We start from the raw sequence: 16,131 nt of genomic DNA, 5'->3' as shown, positions 1-16,131 counted from the left end.
GTGGGGACCCGCGAGGACATCGTGCGCGCCGTTCTGGCAGGCGCCGAGGCCGCACGCAACGGCGACGAGCCGACCACGTGCCCGTACCCCGCAACCTCCCTGCTCCGTACGGCATGGATCAAGGGCTATGCCCGTTCCCGTCCGGTCGCCGACCAGGACGAGGACGCCGATACGTAGCACTCACCGACCACACCATCCCCAGGGGGCCCGCCACCGCGGGCCCCCTTTGCATGCCCGCGACCCCAGGAAGGGACCCCCGATGCCCGAGCCGACCCCCTCGAACTCTCCCGCCGCGCCGGCAGCACCGACCGCCCCGGCTGCGCTCACCGCCCCCGCGGCGCCGGCCGCACCGCAGAATCCGGCCCCCGTCGCCCCGGCCCCGGCCGCGCCCGTCGTTCCGGCCGCGCCTCAGACCCCCGCCACACCGACCGCGCCGGCTCCGCCCGCGCCGGAATCGCAGGACATCGCGAGCCTGCCCCAGTGGGCCCAGGACATGATCAAGGGCGCCCAGCAGCCGGCCGCGGTCCCGCAAGCGCCCACCGCACCGGCCGCGCCCGCGCCGCAGGCCCCGGCCGCCGAGGGCGACGTCAACCGTCTGCCGAAGTGGGCGCAGCAGGCCGTGACCGGCGGGCAGGATGCCGCCCGGCAGCTCGCCACGCAGTCCGCCGTGATCGCCGCCGCGCCGGTCGCCGGCGCCGACGTGGGCCGCCTGCTCGACTCCCGCGCGTTCATGGACGCCATGGCGCAGGTGAACCCGGCCGATGCGACCGCCGTCACCGCCGCCATCGCTGCCGCCGTGCAGGCAAACCCGCACCTCGCCCTCACCCTCGGCCCGGCCCGCGGCGGCGCCGCATTCGATGCCAACCCGGCCGGCGACAGCAAGCCCACCACGCTCGACCAGGCCATTGCGGCGCGTCTCGCCGCGACCGGCTGATCATCCCACCCCTGCCCGACCGGGCCCGTAGACAGGAGCACCGCCCATGCCCGCCGTTTCTCTGGCCGAGGCCAAGAACAACGCACAGGATGACCTCGACGTGCAGGTCATCGACGAGTTCCGCAAGTCGTCCGCCGTCCTCGATTCCCTCCAGTTCGACCAGGCCGTCAACCCGGCCGGCGGGGGCGCGACCCTCACCTACGGGTACCGGCGCCTGATCACCCAGCCGACCGCGAGCTTCCGCGCACTCAACAGCGAGTACACCGACAGCAACGTCACCACCCAGAAGTACAGCGTTGACCTCGCCGTCCTCGGTGGGTCGTTCTCGGTCGACCGCGTGATTGCGCAGATCGGCCCGGCCGCGTCGGGGTCCGTCGCGCTGAACATGGCGCAGAAGATCAAGGCGACCTCGACGCAGTTTCAGGACGCCGTGGTCAACGGTGACGTCGCGGTCGACGCGAACGGCTTCGACGGCCTCGACAAGGCGCTCACCGGCACCGACACCGAGTACCGCGCCGCCCAGGTCACCGACTGGTCGAACTTCGACACGAACCCGGCCACGGTGCACCAGGCGCTCGATGCCCTCGACGAGTTCCTGTCTCTGCTCGACGGTGCGCCGACCATCGTTCTCGGCAACGCCAAGGCGCTTGCCCGCGTGCGCGCCGCCGCCCGCCGCGCCGGCATGTACACCCGTAACCCCGTCGACGGCCTGCTCGGCGCCGACGGCCGGCCGATCGAGCGCGAGCAGTACGGCAACATCGTGTTCGCCGACCCGGGCGCCAAGGCCGGCACCAACAACCCGATCATCCCCGTGGAGAACCGGACCGTGGGCGGCACCGCCGCGACCAACCTCACGGACCTCTACGCCTACCGGGCCGGCCTCGACGGCTTCCACGCCGTGGCCACCGCCGGCGGACAGATCGTGTCCAGCTACCTGCCCGACTTCACCACCGCCGGCGCCGTCAAGCGCGGCGAGGTCGAAATGGGCCCGGTCGCCGTTGCGCTCAAAGCGACCAAGGCCGCCGCCGTGTTCCGCAACATCAAGGTGGCCTGACCATGGCGACCATCACCGCGCCCGTTCAGGGCTACAGCGGGCCCGGCGTCGGTGGCGTCATCTTCGAGGACGGCCGCGCCGAGACCAGCAACCCCGCCGTCATCGCGTACGCGAGACGCCACGGCTACGACGTCGAGGGCGACGAGGACGGGCCGCAGGACACCAAGCCTCCGGCCCGTTCCGCGTCCAAGGCCGAATGGGTCGCCTACGCCCTCACACAAGGCGCCGACGAGGCCACCGCCGAGCAGCTCACCAAGGAGCAGCTCACCGAGCAGTACGGCGGGTGAGCTGTGGCCCGCGTCTACGCCACCCCCGAGCAACTGGCGGCATGGACCGGGCAGCCGGCCCCCACGGACGCCGGCCGTCTCCTCGCCCGCGCGTCCCAGGACATCGACGAGGCCCTACTCACCGCCGTCTACTGCACCGACGCCGCCGGCATGCCCACCCACTCCGAGGTGACACAGGCCCTGTCCGACGCCGTCTGTGCGCAGATCGAGTATTGGCAGGAGACCGGCGACACCGGCACCGGGGCCGCCGGCCGCTGGACGTCCGTAAGCCTCGGCCCGGTGTCTCTGTCCGGGCCCCGCGGCGGGCCCATCTACCCGGGCGCCGTCGACCTCGCCGACCGCGCGCACCGCGCCCTCAACCGCGCCGGCCTGCTCCCGGGGGTGATCGGCGAGTGCCCGCACTGCCACGGTGGCTACTGAGACACCGGATCACCGTCGAGGCGTATCTCGGCACCAGCGCGTACGGCGCCCGGTACGCGGCCGGCGAGGAAGTGCGCGCCCTGGTCACCGGCACCGTCAAGCGCGTGCGCGACGCGACCGGCGCCGAAGTCGTCAGCACCGCGCAGGTCTACGCCGCACCGGGCCTCACCGCGCCGCCGGGGTCCCGCATCACTCTCCCGGACGGGCGCACCACCACCGTCATCAGCCTGACCGAGCACACCGCCCCGGGCCTCGGCGCCCCTGAATCGACGGAGGTGATGTGCGAATGACCCAGCGCGGACGCATCACATGGAACGGCGCCGCCGCCCTCGGTCGCATGCGCGAGGGCGCGTTGCGGGGCGTCCAACTCGGCGCCGAGCACCTGTTGCAGGTCTCCCGCGGTCGAGTGCCGATCGAGGAGGGCACGTTGGAGCGTTCCGGCGTGGTCTCCGTCGACGAGCAGTCCGTCACGGCCGCCGTCTCCTACGACACCCCGTACGCCGTTCGGCAGCACGAGGAACTGACGTACCGCCACGACCACGGCCGGACCGCGAAGTATCTGGAAGGACCGTTGCACGAAGAGAACGGCACAATCACCGACATCATCGCCGCCCAGGTCCGGCGGTCGCTCCGGTGACCTTCCTTGTTGACCTTGTGGACGGGTTGGCGAAGACGCTCGACGCCGCCGGCGTCGCCACCTACCGGCCCGATGGCGTGTACAAGGCGACCGAGACCGCCATCACCGACACCGTCATGCCCGACCAGCCGGACCGCGCCGTTGTCCTCACCGCCTACGACACGGCCAACGCGCAGACTCTCACCGACACCACCGTCTACGTGCAGGTACGCACCCGCGCCGGCCCCGACCCGCGCGAGGTCGCAGCCCTCGACGACGCGGTGTTCGACGTGCTGCACAACTCCGGCCCGTTCCTGTTCGGCACGGCCCGAGTCGTGCTGATCACCCGCCAGTCCGCCGCTCCGCTCGGTGTCGACCCGGCCGGCCGCTTTGAGCGGACCAGCAACTACGCCGTGCGCGCCCACCGGCCGCACCCCCGACTTGAGTAGGAGGACCGTCCCTTGTCCACCCCCGTACAGCCGGCCGAGACCGAGACCGCACTCGCACGCCGGTACCGCCTCGAACTCGACACCAGCTCGACGAGCACCCCCTCGTGGGTGATCGTGCCCGGCATCCAGGACTTCGACCCGGCGGTCGACCCCACACAGCAGGATTCCACCACGTACGAAGACAGCGGGTGGGCCGACAGCACGGTCACTCAGCTTGCGTGGTCGATCGAGCTGACGCTATTGCACCGCTACCACCCGACCACGAAGGCGTTCAACGCCGCTCAGGAGAAGCTGAGGCTTGCCGCCGAGAGCTTCGGCAGCGGCGCGACCGTGCACGTGCGTTGGTACGACCGCGAGGGCCGCGCCGACGCCTACGAGGGCCGCGCCCTGGTGACGTGGGACCCCGACGGGGGCGCCACCGATGACCTCGACTCGGTGGGCGTCACGCTCACCGGCAAGGGCGCGAAGACCGCGATCACCAACCCGCTCGCGGGGAGTGGTTCGTAATGGCCTTCAAGGAACTGGGCAACCTGCTCGACGACTCCCTGTCTCTGCCGATCAAGGGCAAGGTCTACACCGTGCCCGCCCCGTCCGCGGCGACCGGTCTGCGGGTGCAGAGCATCATGCAGGCCGCCGCCGCAGCCGCGGACGGGGGCGAGGTCGACCGAGAGATGTTGGCCGACGCCGCCGAACGCGACATGTACCGCGACGTGCTCGGCAGCGCGCACGCCGAGATGGTCGCCGATGGCGTCGAGTGGCCCACGCTCAAGCACGCCGCCGTCACGGCCATGGTGTGGATCATGCAGGACAAGGACCGCGCCGAGGCCTATTGGAACTCGGGCGGCGCCCCTTCTCGTCTGGCCCCGAACCGGGAACAGCGCCGCAAGGCCCCATCGGGCGCGGCGAGTTCGACCCGGTCTCGGGGCTCTACGAGTGGTACGAGACCGCGCCCGGACAACCGCCGCGGCGCAAGGGGCAGCGGCGCGCGCCGCAAGTGACCTGGGCCCAGCTCCTCGACGAGTGGCCCCTGATCGAGGCCGACCTACACGAGGTGTACGGCCTCGACGTCGGAGCGCCCGGCCTGCTCGATAACCGCTCCTGGCGATGGCTCCGCGTGCGGATCTTCGGCCTACTGTCCGCCGACAGCCGCATCAACCGCCTGTTCAACCCGCCCCCGGCACCGCCCAAGGCGAAGCCGAAGCATCTCCACAACTGAACACCGCCGCCTACCGCGGCCCCTGTGATGAGGAGGCCTGCGTATGGCGCTCACCGTCGGCGAGCTGGCCGCCACGATCACCGTCGACGACAGCGAGGCCGAACACGGCCTCGACAGCTTCCAAAACCGTCTGCGCACCGCCCTCGCCCGGATCACCGACCGCGCCCGCGCCGGCGGCGAGGACGCCGGCAGCGCACTGGGCGACGGCCTCGACGAGGCCGCCGGCGACGGCGCCGAGCAGGCCGGCGACACCCTGACGGGCAAGCTCAAGGGGCTTGCCATGGGCGTCGTGGGCGGGGCACTCGGCGCCGCCCTCATGGCCGGTCTGACCGAGGCCATGGACCAAGGGCAGATCACGGCCAAGCTGGGCGCACAGTTGGGGGCGACGCCGGCCGAGGCGAAGAAGTACGGCGAGATAGCGGGCGAGCTGTATTCCAATGCCGTCACCGAGGATTTCCAGGGCGCCGCGGACGCGATCAAAGCGACCATGGGCGCCGGCCTGCTCCCGCCGGACGCGACAAACGCGCAGATCGAATCGATATCGACGAAGGTCGCCGACCTCGCGAATACCTTCGATCAAGATTTGGGCGGTGTCACCAACGCCGTTTCTCAGATGCTGCGTACCGGCCTCGCGTCAAGCGCCAACGAAGCATTCGATATCCTCACGGCCGGATTCCAGTCGTCGGCAAATAAAGCCGATGACTTGGTCGATACCTTCAATGAATATGGCACGCAATTCCGTAAAGCGGGATTGGATGGCGCGACGGCCGTTGGCCTGATGAATCAGGCGATCCAAGCAGGTGCCCGTGATAGCGATATCGCCGCGGACGCCATCAAGGAATTCTCTATCCGCGCGGTCGACGGCTCCGCGACTACGGCCGCCGGTTTTCAGGCACTCAGCCTGAACGCTCAGGACATGGCCGCGAAGTTCGGCAAGGGCGGCAAGTCCGCCACCGCGGCACTGGACACCACCCTTGACCGCCTGCGCGCGATCAAGGACCCGGTACAGCAGAGCGCCGCGGCAACCGCCCTGTTCGGAACACAGGCCGAAGACCTTGGTAAAGCGTTGTTCGCGATGGACCCGACCACCGCGGCAAAGGGTCTCGGCGACGTGGGTGGCGCGGCCGACAACCTCGGCAACACCCTGCGCGACAACGCCGGCGCACAGCTCACGGCCTTCAAGAATTCGATGCAACAGAACCTCGTCGAATTCCTCGGTAACAATGTCGTCCCGATCTTGACAGACTTCTTCGGTTTCGTCGGCAAGCACAAGACCGAGTTCACCGTTGCGGCGGTAGTGATCGGCGCCGCGTTCGCCGCTATCGGCGCGGCGGCGACAATCGCCGGCGCACAGATGGCCGCGGCATGGATTGTGGGTCTCGGCCCGGCCGGTTGGATCGGCATGGCCATTGCCGCCCTGGTCGTGCTGGTCATCACCTATTGGGACCAGATCAAACAGTGGACGCTCAATATCTGGGATTGGATCGTCGGCAAACTGATCTGGGCCAAGGACGCGATGATCAGTGCGTTCATGAACTTCACGCTAATCGGTCTACTGATCAGCCATTGGTCCTCAATTCAGAAGACCGCGGTTCAGTGGTGGACAGCCATAGTTGATTGGGTCAGGAGCATTCCCGGACTGCTCTACAAGGCGTTTCTTAACTGGACGCTGCTCGGCCTGATCGTCAAGCACTGGTCGGCGATCAAAACGGCCACCGTGACCAAGGCCATGGAAATGGTCGACTGGGTCCGGGGCTTGCCCGCCAAGATCTCGAACGGCATCGGTTCGCTCAAGGGCCTGTTGACCGGCAAGGGCACGGACGTGGTCCGCGGCTTGTGGAACGGCATCGTGTCCATGGGTAGCTGGCTCCGAAACAAGATCATCGGTTGGACCAAGGACGTCATCCCCGGACCGGTCGCGAAAGCCTTGGGCATCGCGTCGCCCTCCAAGGTGATGGCGCGCGAGGTCGGTCGGTGGATTCCCGCCGGCGTCGTCGACGGCATCGAATCTGGCTCCGGCGCGGTCGACCGGGCCATGTCCAATCTCGTGTCTGTGCCGACCGCAGGACAGGCCACGGCCGCGAACGTGGCCGCGCAGACCGCGAGCGCGTCGGGCAGCTCGGGCGCGCGCCCGGTCATCACCTTCACCTCAGACGGCTCCCGCGTCGGTGACTTCCTGCTGTCGGTGTTCCGCGACGCGGTCAACGTCCGCGGCGGCAACGTCCAGTTCGCTGTCACAGGAAGGAGCGCATAACCGTGGCATTCCCCGACACCCCGCTCAGCCTCAAGGGCGAGTTGCGCATGGGGCAGACGTGGGTGAACGTCACCGGCGACCTGTACACCCGTGACCCCATCTCCCACACGCGGGGGCGCCCGTACAAGTCGAACGCCGCGGACCCCTCGGCGTGTTCGGCGACGTTCCGCAACGTCGACGGCACGTACACCCCGCGCAACGCCGAGGGCACGTTCTACGGCCAGTTCAACCGCAACACCCCGTTTCGGTTCACCCTGCCTGGGGGCCCGGTCCATCTCGAACTCGCGGATGCCGCAGACTCCGCCACCACCCCCGACGCCGCAGCCCTCGACATCACCGCAGACATCGACGTCCGATGGGAGGGCGAGGCGGACTGGTACGCCGCCGGCGCTCAGTTCCTGATCGGCAAGTGGGGCGCGGCAGGCAACCGCTCGTACAACCTGCGTCTTCAGAACGGGCGGTTGATCTTCAACACCACCAGCGCCGGGACCACCATCGACGGCGGCGGATACGCGAGCCTGCCCGGCGACCTGCCGCGCCGCGCCGCGGTCCGCGCCACCATTGACGCCGACAACGGCGCCGGCGGATTCACCCTGCGCCTGTACTGGGCAACCTCCCTCGCCGGCCCCTGGGTGCAGTTCAGTACCGATGTCATCGGACCCGCACCCATCAGCATCTTCGCGGGCACCGCGCCGTTGTCGATCGCACCGCAGCAGACCGGCGGCTCGACACCGGGCGGGCCCGTGGCCGGCACCGTGTACAAGGCCGAGGTCCGCAGCGGCATCGGCGGCACGGTCGTCGCGGCCCCCGACTTCACCGCGCAGGCGGTCGGCGCGACGTCGTTCACGGACTCGGCCGGCCGTGTGTGGACGGTGGCCGCGGGGGCGCAGATCACCGACCGCATCACGCGGTTCGAGGGCGAAGTGCCGGAGTGGCCGGCGAAGTGGGAGACGTCCGGGCGGGATGGGTGGGTGTCGGTCAAGGCCGGCGGCATCCTGCGCCGGTTCGGGCAGGGCAAGAAGTCGCTTCAGTCCGCGCTACGGCGCCGTATCCCCTCCTACAAGCCGCTCGCCTACTGGCCGTTGGAAGATGGCGTCTCGGCCAGTCAAGCCGTCTCGCCGCTCGCCCGCATCACCCCGTTGAAGTTGCGGGGGGTGCGCTGGGCGCAGGACACCAGCGTTCCCGCCTCCGGCGCGCTGCCCGTACTCAACCCCACCACGAGTGAGCCGTGCACGATGCTCGGCCGGATACCGGCCCCAGTCAGCACGCCGACGGAGTGGGGCGTTCAGTGGCTGTTCCGCATCGACACCGTCAACACCACCATGCGCACCTATATGCGCGTCCTGTCCACGGGCACGGTCGCACAGTGGCTTCTCCAGGCCAACAGCACCGGGTTCACGGTCATCGCCAGGGACGACGACGGCACCACCCTCACCACCAAGTCGTACGTCTGGGGAACCCTCTCCACCATCGCCGGCAAGTGGATCAAAGCCGAGTTCAACGTCGTACAGAGCGGCAGTTCCATCGCGTGGCACATGGGGTGGGTCACCTTCGACGGCAACGGCGTCGCCGCCAACGACTCACTGACCGCGACGATCGGCCGCCCCACGGCCGTTGCCTCGCCTGCTGACGGCTACGCGGCCGACCTCGCCGGCATGGTCCTCGGCCACATCACCGCATGGCCCACGGCCGACAACCTCGGCTATGAGAACGCCATCACCGCATGGTCCGGCGAGACCGCGGGCGCGCGCATGCGCCGCCTGTGCCAGGAAGAGGGCGTTTCCCTCGCCATCACCGGCAACCTGGACGACACCGTGCCCATGGGCCCACAGCGCGCGCTTTCCCTGCTCGACCTGCTGCGCGAGTGCGCCAACACCGACGGCGGGATCTTCGGCGAGACCGCCGACCGCCGGCAGCTTCTGTATCGGACGCGGGCGAGTCTGTACAACCAGGCCCCGAAACTCGTCCTCGACTACGCGGCCGGCCACATTGCACCGCCGTTCGAGCCCGTCGAGGACGACACGATCCGCAACGAATGGACCGTGCAGCGAGACGGCGGCTCCAGCGGCACCGCGACCCTCGACGAGGGCGCCCTGTCCGTGCTCGACCCGCCCGACGGTATCGGCCTGGTCGACGACTCGGTGACGCTGAATCTGGCGACGGATGAGCAGACCGAGCCCATGGCGAACTGGCTACTTCACGTCTCGACCTGGGACGACAGCCGGTACCCGTCCGTGACCCTGTACCTGCACAAGTTCCCTGAACTGATTCCGGGCGTCCTCGACCTGCACGAGGGCGACAAGATCCGCATCATCAACCTGCCCAAGCGCTTCACCGGCGGCGGCACGGTCGACCTGCTCGTCGACGGCTGGGCGGAAACCTTCCTCCCCCGCGCGTGGACGATCACCTACACCTGCGCGCCGGCCGGCCCCTGGTCGGTCGCCGCCGCCGGCGACGTGGTGCTCGGCAAGGCGGACACCGACGGCAGCGCGCTCGCCGCCGCGGTCGGCACGGCCGACACGGTGCTCAGCGTGGCCGTGAACGCCGGCCTGCTGTGGACACCGGACCCGGCGGAAGCCCCGTGGGATATTCGGGTCGGCGGCGAGATCATGACGGTTACCGCCGTGGGTCAAGTCCTCAACGACAACCCCGACTTCGAGGCCGGCATCACCGGGTGGACCGCGTTCGGCGGCGGCACCATCAGCACCTCGACCGCGCAGGCCAAGACCGGCACCCGCTCATGCCTGCTCACCACCAACGGCGCCGCAACGCCCCGGTTCGAGGCGAAGAGCGTCACGGTGACCGCCGGCGCCCAATACCGCGCGGCCGGCTGGGTGTACGCAGCCCAAGCGTTCACCGCCGGCGTCTCGATCTCGGTCAACTGGTACAACTCCGCCGGCACGTTCCTCAGCACCACCTCGAACACGCGCGTTCCCGGCGTCGGGGTGTGGGAGCTGTACAACACGGTGTTCACCGCGCCGGCCACCGCCGCCCGCGCCGGCATCCTGCTCACCTGCGCCGGCACCCCCGCATCCGGCCTGCTCATCTACGCCGACGGCATCCACCTCATCGCCGTGACGTCGTACGCGTCCAGCCCGCAGGCAATGACCGTCACGCGCTCCGTCAACGGCATCGTCAAACCGCAGCCGGCCGGCGCAGACGTACGCCTCGCCTACCCCGCCACCGTCGCCCTGTAAGGAGAGAAAGCGTGACCGCATGGCAGCCCGGCATGACCATCACCGCCGGCCGCCTCATGGAAGGACCCGACCCGGTCATCACCACAACCGGCGCCGTCGCCGCAACCGGGTTCACCCTGTCCAGCTTCGTCGGCCGCAAGTGCGGAGGAATCACACAGGTCGAGCTAGTGATCACCGTCGCTACCGACATAGCCGCCCCCTCGGCAAGCGAGAACATCGGCGACACCCTCGCCTGCACCCTCCCCGACGGCTACCGACCGCTCGGCGTCGTCTCGACCAGTTGGGGCGACGGCTCCCAAGCCGGCGAGGCCACCATCGGCACCACCGGCCTGGTGACCATCCGCAGCGTCGGCTACGCCACCGCCACCCCCGCCGGCCGCAACATCCGCATCTCCGAAACCTTCATCACCGGGGCCTAACCCCCACCACCCCACCCGTACGCCCGAGCGCACCGCGCCGGGCGTTTTTTCATGCCCAGGAGGCACCCCGTATGACCAGCACCTCGCGCGGTATCGACGTGTCCGCCTACCAGTCCACGCAGAACTGGACCAAGCACAAGGCCGACGGCCTCACCTTCGCGTTCGCCAAGGCCAGCGAGGGGCAGAAGGGCCGCGACGCTCGGTTCGCGACCCACATCAAGGGCATCAAGGCCGCCGGCCTGATACCGGGCGCGTATCACTTCGCGTGGCCGAATCAGTCCGCCGCGGTCGAGGCCGCAAACTACATCAGCGCCGTCAAGGCGTACGCCGGCCCCGGATTCCTTCACTGGCTCGATCTCGAACGCTACTCGGACGGCCGCAACTACAACGGGAAGACCGCCGCCCAGATCAGGGCGTACGCGTCCGCGTGGATCGCCGCCGTACAGAAGGCGTTCCCCGGGCAGCGCGTCGGCGTCTACACGAGCGCGTCGGACATCGCCGCCGGCCGCGTCCCGACCGGCGTCCCGCTGTGGTACCCGGCGTACCCGGGCGCGAGCGTCGACACGTACGCCGAGGCCGACAAGCACACCCGGCCCGCGCCGTCCGGCCGTGCCGTGACGTTCTGGCAGTTCACTTCCACCCCGCTCGACCGGTCCATCTGCTACATGTCCCCGAGCGCGCTCAAGACGTGGGCCAAGGGCGACGCCGACGAGGACGACGCCAAGCCGTACACCCCGCCGGCGTTCCCGGCCGGCCTCGCCCCGAACAAGGCCAAGCCGCCCGCCGTGACGCTTCAGCGCGCGCTCAAGGCCGCCGGCTACATGCCCAAGTCCGTGCCCGAGTCGCCGCACTACGGCCCGCAGACGCAGGCCGGCGTGATCAAGTTCCACAACGCGCACCCGCAGTACCGCGCGGCGGGCAAGAAGTCCGACCCGGCCATCGGCCCGAAGGGGTGGGCATACCTCTTCCGCCTCGCCTACAGCAAGTAGCCGCCCCTGCCCGCCCTCGGCACCACGCCAAGGGCGGGCCCTGCCGTACCCCACCCACACGGAAACGAGGCACCGCCCATGAGCCCCACCGCCAAGCGAGCCATCCGCACCGGCATTCAGACCCTGCTCGCCATCGCCGCCGTCGTGCCCCTGCTCGCCGCCGCCATCGCCAACACCGACGGCCTCGCCGAGGCTCTGCCGTGGCTCGCCGCCGCCGCGCCGACCGCCGCCACCATCGCCGCCGGGTTCGCGCGCATCATGGCCCTGCCCGCCGTCGAGACATTCCTCGACCGGTTCGGTATCGGCCTCACAGACGACGGAGGGGGCACTGAGTGACCGCCCAGCCCCCGCCGTCCGACCCGGCCGCCGTCGCCCTCGAACTCGAACGCATCCGCAGGAGTATCGAGGTGGGGTTCACCCGCCAAGACGGCGCCCTCGCCCTCTTGGTGCAGCGCACCGACCAGACCGACGCGGAGATCAAGGAACACGCGAAACGCCTCGACGCCCTCGAACGCAGCCGTTGGCCCCTGCCGTCCCTCGCCGCCCTGGTCAGCGTGGCCGGCCTCGCCCTGTCCCTCTGGCAACTCGGCAAGTAGAAGCACAACGCCCCCCGCACGGCCTTACGGCCGTGCGGGGGGCGTTCTCTGCGTTCTCTGGCCTACGCCGCGGCGACCAGCTCGCGCGCCCGGTCCTTGAAGTCCGCGACCAGACGGTTCCCGCCGAAGGGTTCCATGCGGCGGGTGAGATCCTGCACGGCCTCGACCGCCCTCGAACTCTTCACCCGCCCCGTGAGCCGCAGGGTGCGCATGCCGGCCGCGTACGCCGCGTCGAGGTCCTTCCGCTGGAGGTGGGACACGGCAAGCGCCGCTTGCGACATGGCGCCGCGACGGGCCCGATTCTGCATCCGGGCATGGTCGATGGACCGCCGTGCGTGTTCCTCCGCGGACTTCGCGTCTTCCAAGTCCCGGAAGGTGTTCGCGTGCTCGCCATGCAGGTACGCAGGGTCGATGAAGGCTGCCCACTCTGCTTCTTCGGAAAGGTTGATCTGCTCGGCCGCTTTCTCCGACTGCACGACCGCGTGAGCCGCCGCCGTCTTGTCGCCGAGAATGGCGAGCGCCCGCGCTTCCAGACACCACAGGTCGGCGAGGCAGGCCGATGACGACGACTTCGCCAACCCTTGCCGTCCGGCCTGCGCGAGGCGCCGGCCCTCGCGCGGGTTGCCCAAGAGGGTGGCCTGATCAGCCATCCCGGCGAGGACGTGCGCGCCGAGCGCCGGATTCCGCGACTCTTCGGCGAGGCGTAGCGACTGGATCAAGTAGCGCTGCGCAACGCTGTGTTCCCCGTTGTCGTAGGCCATCCAGCCCAGTAGGTACGTCTGTTCCGCCGCGGCCTCGCACAGCGCGTACCGCACCTGTTCGTCATGCGACCGCCGAAGCAGCGGGTAGACGTGCTGGTTCATGTACTCCGCCAGGACCAGGCGCCCGGATCCGCCGCCCTGGAAGATGTCCATTTGCTGGAAGGTCGAGAACATGTTCCGGACAGCCATCACGTCTTCCAGCCGCACGCGCGGCCCCGGCTCCGGTTCCTGATCAAGCGTATTGAGTAGCCAGTCCCGCGAGGGACCGACCCCGGCCACCGCCGCGAACGGCGCGGCTGCAAGGAACTTCCGACGATCCACGTCAGCTCTCCCCAGGTCGGCGACGACTTCCACCGTAACCGCGAAACTGGGGTCGTAGGCGAGGCCGGCGTCGACCGAACTGCCCTCGCCGAGCCCCAAGTCGTACGTCGTTACCCGGAAACCGAAGTGGTCGGAGAACACCGCGGCCAACAAATCTGGGATCGGCGCGCGGGGCGTTCCACCTTCCAACCAGCCCCGTACCCGCGTTGCGTTCGTAGCAATGTTGGGTTGGCCCCACTCCCGCGCCTTCGATTGCACACGCCGCGCGAGATTCTTCCGGCTGATCCCGGAACGCTCAAGCCAGTACGCAAGAGCCTCATTCGGTGACGTCATCCCCGCACCCTTCACGACTGTGGGTACCGAAAGCGACACCCTTCGACACCCCCCTCGACGGTACCCCGAGCCGCGCCGCGCGTGTTGCCTAGTCGGACGAACCATCCGGTCCGCTCCCTGGGCCGGGACGGTCAACCCGTAAGGGGAGACACATGATCGAACGACGACGGGCCGCCGCGCCCGTCTGCTGCGCACCCGCTGACGGCCCCCCGCCGGTGCTGCTCTTGGCGGGTGAGGCCGTGTCAGCCGGCGTCGCCCGAAAGTTCGTGCGTGATCACTTCGAGTACGAATTACCGGACGCATCTGCCGAGTACATCGACGCGGTGGAACTGGTGACGTGCGAGCTGGTCACCAACGCCATCCGCTACGGCACGGCTTCCGGCGACTCAATGCGACTCGAACTCGACGTCAACGACACCCGAACCCGAGTGGAGGTACAAGACCCTGTGAAGCGCCGCCCACGGCCACGTCCCGAGTTACCAGAGAGCGAAGGAGGACGCGGTCTGATCATCCTTGACGCCCTGTGCGTCAAGTGGGGAATCACCGATGCGCTGTCCGGCAAGACCGTGTGGGCCGAGGTGAAGGCATCATGACCGCGCCGCCCCTCGACATACCCCCAGGCCCCGGATTCGTCGCCACAGTGACCGCCGCAACCGGCATCCACCGTAACGGCACGAAAGCGACCGCTCAGTTACTCATCACGCACCCCGGACCAAGCCGCCGAAACGAGAGCCTTGAAACCGTCCTGGACGGCATGCACCGCCTCGCAACCGCGCTGCACCTCGGCCCCGGTGATCAGCCCGCACCATCCGTCGGCAGACAGCTCATGCTCAGCCGTGGGCGCGTAGCGCTCGACTACGGGCACGATCAGTACGTGATGACGGTTCCGCAACCGTCACCGGACTGGTTAGCCCTGGTCTCCGCGGGTGCCGGTTGCCGGCTGTATCTCACGTTGGGCCCTCTCTCATTGGGCGCCGACAGGGCCGAGACCATGCAGCACCTCACCGACAGCCTCGAACACGGTCAGCTCATGTGGGGAACGACGTTCCTCCGCCGACGCCTCAGCTGAACCGGCAGACGGGCCGCCCCGAGGTGGATTGGACCCCGGGCCGACCCGCTGAGGCCGAGCGTAACCGGCCGAGAGTCCCGCAAGTGCCAGCACCCAACCCCAAGTCATGGAGGCAAGCACGTGACCACCGCACAGGAACGCTCTGCAACCGACGCGCGAACGTTGATCAGCACGGAACTGCGCGAAACCCTGGTCGACAACATGCGCGCCAAGTTCCCGCAGCTGACAGAGGAGAAGGCTGACCGCGGCGTCGGGCAGATGCTCGCGTTCCTCGCCGCATGCGACTACAGCACGAGGCCGCTCAGCCCCTCCCCTCTCGTCGATGACTTCTGGCACACCTTCCTGCTCCACACCAAGGCGTACCGGGAGTTCTGCGAGAAGACGTTCGGCCGATTCCTGGACCACCAGCCCGGATACCTCGACCCGGAGGAGCACGGGGGCGGCAAGGCCCTCCGCGCCCGAACGGTCGACTCGATCACCCTCGCCGGGTACGAGATCGACATGGAGTTCTGGCCCGAGCTGGACCTCGCCGAGTGCTCGCAGTGCCACGCGAACTGCTCGGACAGCCCGAACCATCCCTGACGTCCCCGTTGTCTGCCTCCGGTCTGTGCCACGCTGTGGCCAGGCCGGGGGCAGGCCCCGTTCTGTACGACCAACGCGGGAGATCGCGGGTGGACCGCATCGAATGGCACGACCTACCAGCGCAGACCCGGACGGCCGTCGAGCGCCACACAGGGCCGGTCGAGCAGGCCGAGACCGCGCCCCATGGCGTCATGTCCCGGCTCGCCTGCACTATCCGCACCCGATCAGGCCGAGCGTTCGTCAAGGGCACCCCCCAAGACGACCCACAGGGGTGGGTGTACCGCCACGAGGCACAGGTCACGCGGTACGCGCCACGCGCTCCACGCGCGCTGTGGGAGGTCGACGCCGGCGGGTGGCTGCTCTACGGGTACGAACACGTTGATGGGCGATATCCGGACCTGACTCCAGGGTCCGATGATCTCGCCCCCCTTGTGCGCACACTCATCGCCGTATCCGAGACGGCATGGCCCGAGACTCTGCGTAAGAAGCCGCTTCACACCCGGTGGGCCGAGTTCCTTCCCGAGGACGTTCCGGCCGGCCTGCAAGGCCGAAGGCTCGCGCACACGGACATGTCCCCACACAACATGCTGGTGACCGCTACACGCGAGCTGGTGCTCGTGGACTGGGCCCTTGC

At 69.2% G+C, this 16,131-nt stretch carries 21 protein-coding genes; 20 read left to right on the top strand and 1 reads right to left on the bottom strand.

Annotated elements, in window-relative coordinates; genetic code table 11:
* The 17 genes from ACFY0P_RS36755 (at window position 1) to ACFY0P_RS36675 (ending at window position 12,431) form a co-directional block, all read left to right on the top strand.
* Window positions 1–177: an Rmf/CrpP fold protein gene (locus ACFY0P_RS36755; protein WP_388923376.1), complete on the top strand. Its 177-nt coding sequence runs from the start codon at window positions 1–3 to the stop codon at window positions 175–177.
* An 82-nt stretch (window positions 178–259) separates the two neighbouring features.
* Window positions 260–934, top strand: a complete 675-nt coding sequence (locus tag ACFY0P_RS36750) for a hypothetical protein (RefSeq protein WP_388923373.1) — start codon at window positions 260–262, stop codon at window positions 932–934.
* A 46-nt stretch (window positions 935–980) separates the two neighbouring features.
* A complete protein-coding gene (locus ACFY0P_RS36745) occupies window positions 981–1,988 on the top strand; it encodes a major capsid protein (RefSeq protein ID WP_388923370.1) in 1,008 nt (335 codons plus the stop codon).
* A 2-nt stretch (window positions 1,989–1,990) separates the two neighbouring features.
* On the top strand, window positions 1,991–2,275 hold the full coding sequence (locus ACFY0P_RS36740; protein WP_388923367.1) for a hypothetical protein: 285 nt from the start codon (window positions 1,991–1,993) through the stop codon (window positions 2,273–2,275).
* A 3-nt stretch (window positions 2,276–2,278) separates the two neighbouring features.
* Window positions 2,279–2,695 carry a hypothetical protein gene (locus ACFY0P_RS36735; protein WP_388923364.1) on the top strand — a complete coding sequence of 139 codons (417 nt, stop codon included), beginning with the start codon at window positions 2,279–2,281 and terminating at the stop codon, window positions 2,693–2,695.
* Entirely contained in the window at window positions 2,668–2,985 is a 318-nt protein-coding gene (locus tag ACFY0P_RS36730) for a hypothetical protein (RefSeq protein ID WP_388923362.1), read from the top strand. Before ACFY0P_RS36735 ends, ACFY0P_RS36730 begins: the two co-directional genes overlap by 28 nt.
* The gene (locus ACFY0P_RS36725) at window positions 2,982–3,332 is read left to right on the top strand and encodes a hypothetical protein (protein WP_388923360.1); all 351 of its coding nucleotides are present in this window, start codon (window positions 2,982–2,984) and stop codon (window positions 3,330–3,332) included. Before ACFY0P_RS36730 ends, ACFY0P_RS36725 begins: the two co-directional genes overlap by 4 nt.
* Window positions 3,329–3,760, top strand: a complete 432-nt coding sequence (locus ACFY0P_RS36720; RefSeq protein ID WP_388923357.1) for a minor capsid protein — start codon at window positions 3,329–3,331, stop codon at window positions 3,758–3,760. The genes ACFY0P_RS36725 and ACFY0P_RS36720 overlap by 4 nt, the downstream gene beginning before the upstream one ends.
* 12 nt (window positions 3,761–3,772) lie before the next feature.
* On the top strand, window positions 3,773–4,267 hold the full coding sequence (locus ACFY0P_RS36715; protein ID WP_388923354.1) for a phage tail tube protein: 495 nt from the start codon (window positions 3,773–3,775) through the stop codon (window positions 4,265–4,267).
* Window positions 4,267–4,758: a hypothetical protein gene (locus ACFY0P_RS36710; protein WP_388923351.1), complete on the top strand. Its 492-nt coding sequence runs from the start codon at window positions 4,267–4,269 to the stop codon at window positions 4,756–4,758. Before ACFY0P_RS36715 ends, ACFY0P_RS36710 begins: the two co-directional genes overlap by 1 nt.
* The gene (locus ACFY0P_RS36705) at window positions 4,755–4,976 is read left to right on the top strand and encodes a hypothetical protein (RefSeq protein WP_388923349.1); all 222 of its coding nucleotides are present in this window, start codon (window positions 4,755–4,757) and stop codon (window positions 4,974–4,976) included. Before ACFY0P_RS36710 ends, ACFY0P_RS36705 begins: the two co-directional genes overlap by 4 nt.
* A gap of 43 nt (window positions 4,977–5,019) precedes the next feature.
* Window positions 5,020–7,230 carry a phage tail tape measure protein gene (locus tag ACFY0P_RS36700; protein WP_388923346.1) on the top strand — a complete coding sequence of 737 codons (2,211 nt, stop codon included), beginning with the start codon at window positions 5,020–5,022 and terminating at the stop codon, window positions 7,228–7,230.
* Window positions 7,231–7,232: 2 nt separating this feature from the next.
* On the top strand, window positions 7,233–10,427 hold the full coding sequence (locus ACFY0P_RS36695) for a carbohydrate binding domain-containing protein (RefSeq protein ID WP_388923343.1): 3,195 nt from the start codon (window positions 7,233–7,235) through the stop codon (window positions 10,425–10,427).
* Window positions 10,428–10,438: 11 nt separating this feature from the next.
* Entirely contained in the window at window positions 10,439–10,846 is a 408-nt protein-coding gene (locus tag ACFY0P_RS36690; RefSeq protein ID WP_388923340.1) for a hypothetical protein, read from the top strand.
* Between the two features lie 71 nt (window positions 10,847–10,917).
* Window positions 10,918–11,835, top strand: a complete 918-nt coding sequence (locus tag ACFY0P_RS36685; RefSeq protein ID WP_388923337.1) for a GH25 family lysozyme — start codon at window positions 10,918–10,920, stop codon at window positions 11,833–11,835.
* A 78-nt stretch (window positions 11,836–11,913) separates the two neighbouring features.
* Window positions 11,914–12,171 (top strand): hypothetical protein, encoded by a 258-nt coding sequence (locus ACFY0P_RS36680; protein ID WP_388923334.1) that lies wholly within the window; start codon window positions 11,914–11,916, stop codon window positions 12,169–12,171.
* Window positions 12,168–12,431: a hypothetical protein gene (locus ACFY0P_RS36675; RefSeq protein ID WP_121891635.1), complete on the top strand. Its 264-nt coding sequence runs from the start codon at window positions 12,168–12,170 to the stop codon at window positions 12,429–12,431. The genes ACFY0P_RS36680 and ACFY0P_RS36675 overlap by 4 nt, the downstream gene beginning before the upstream one ends.
* 62 nt (window positions 12,432–12,493) lie before the next feature.
* Here ACFY0P_RS36675 and ACFY0P_RS36670 read toward each other — a convergent pair whose 3' ends face one another.
* Entirely contained in the window at window positions 12,494–13,846 is a 1,353-nt protein-coding gene (locus ACFY0P_RS36670; protein WP_388923330.1) for a transcriptional regulator, read from the bottom strand.
* Window positions 13,847–13,998: 152 nt separating this feature from the next.
* On the opposite strand from ACFY0P_RS36670, the gene ACFY0P_RS36665 reads away from it, so the two are divergent.
* From ACFY0P_RS36665 to ACFY0P_RS36655, 3 genes are all read left to right on the top strand, one after another.
* Complete coding sequence (locus tag ACFY0P_RS36665; protein ID WP_388923327.1) at window positions 13,999–14,439, top strand: ATP-binding protein; 441 nt, start codon at window positions 13,999–14,001, stop codon at window positions 14,437–14,439.
* Window positions 14,436–14,915, top strand: a complete 480-nt coding sequence (locus ACFY0P_RS36660) for a hypothetical protein (RefSeq protein ID WP_388923324.1) — start codon at window positions 14,436–14,438, stop codon at window positions 14,913–14,915. The genes ACFY0P_RS36665 and ACFY0P_RS36660 overlap by 4 nt, the downstream gene beginning before the upstream one ends.
* A 120-nt stretch (window positions 14,916–15,035) precedes the next feature.
* On the top strand, window positions 15,036–15,497 hold the full coding sequence (locus ACFY0P_RS36655) for a glycine-rich domain-containing protein (RefSeq protein ID WP_388923321.1): 462 nt from the start codon (window positions 15,036–15,038) through the stop codon (window positions 15,495–15,497).
* Window positions 15,498–16,131: the final 634 nt, after the last annotated feature.

It is taken from the genome of Streptomyces sp. NPDC001714 (assembly GCF_042892755.1).
In the GTDB taxonomy this organism is placed as follows: domain Bacteria; phylum Actinomycetota; class Actinomycetes; order Streptomycetales; family Streptomycetaceae; genus Streptomyces.
The sequence above is the reverse complement of the archived record's forward strand: the minus strand, read 5'-3'. Positions and strand labels throughout refer to the sequence as shown.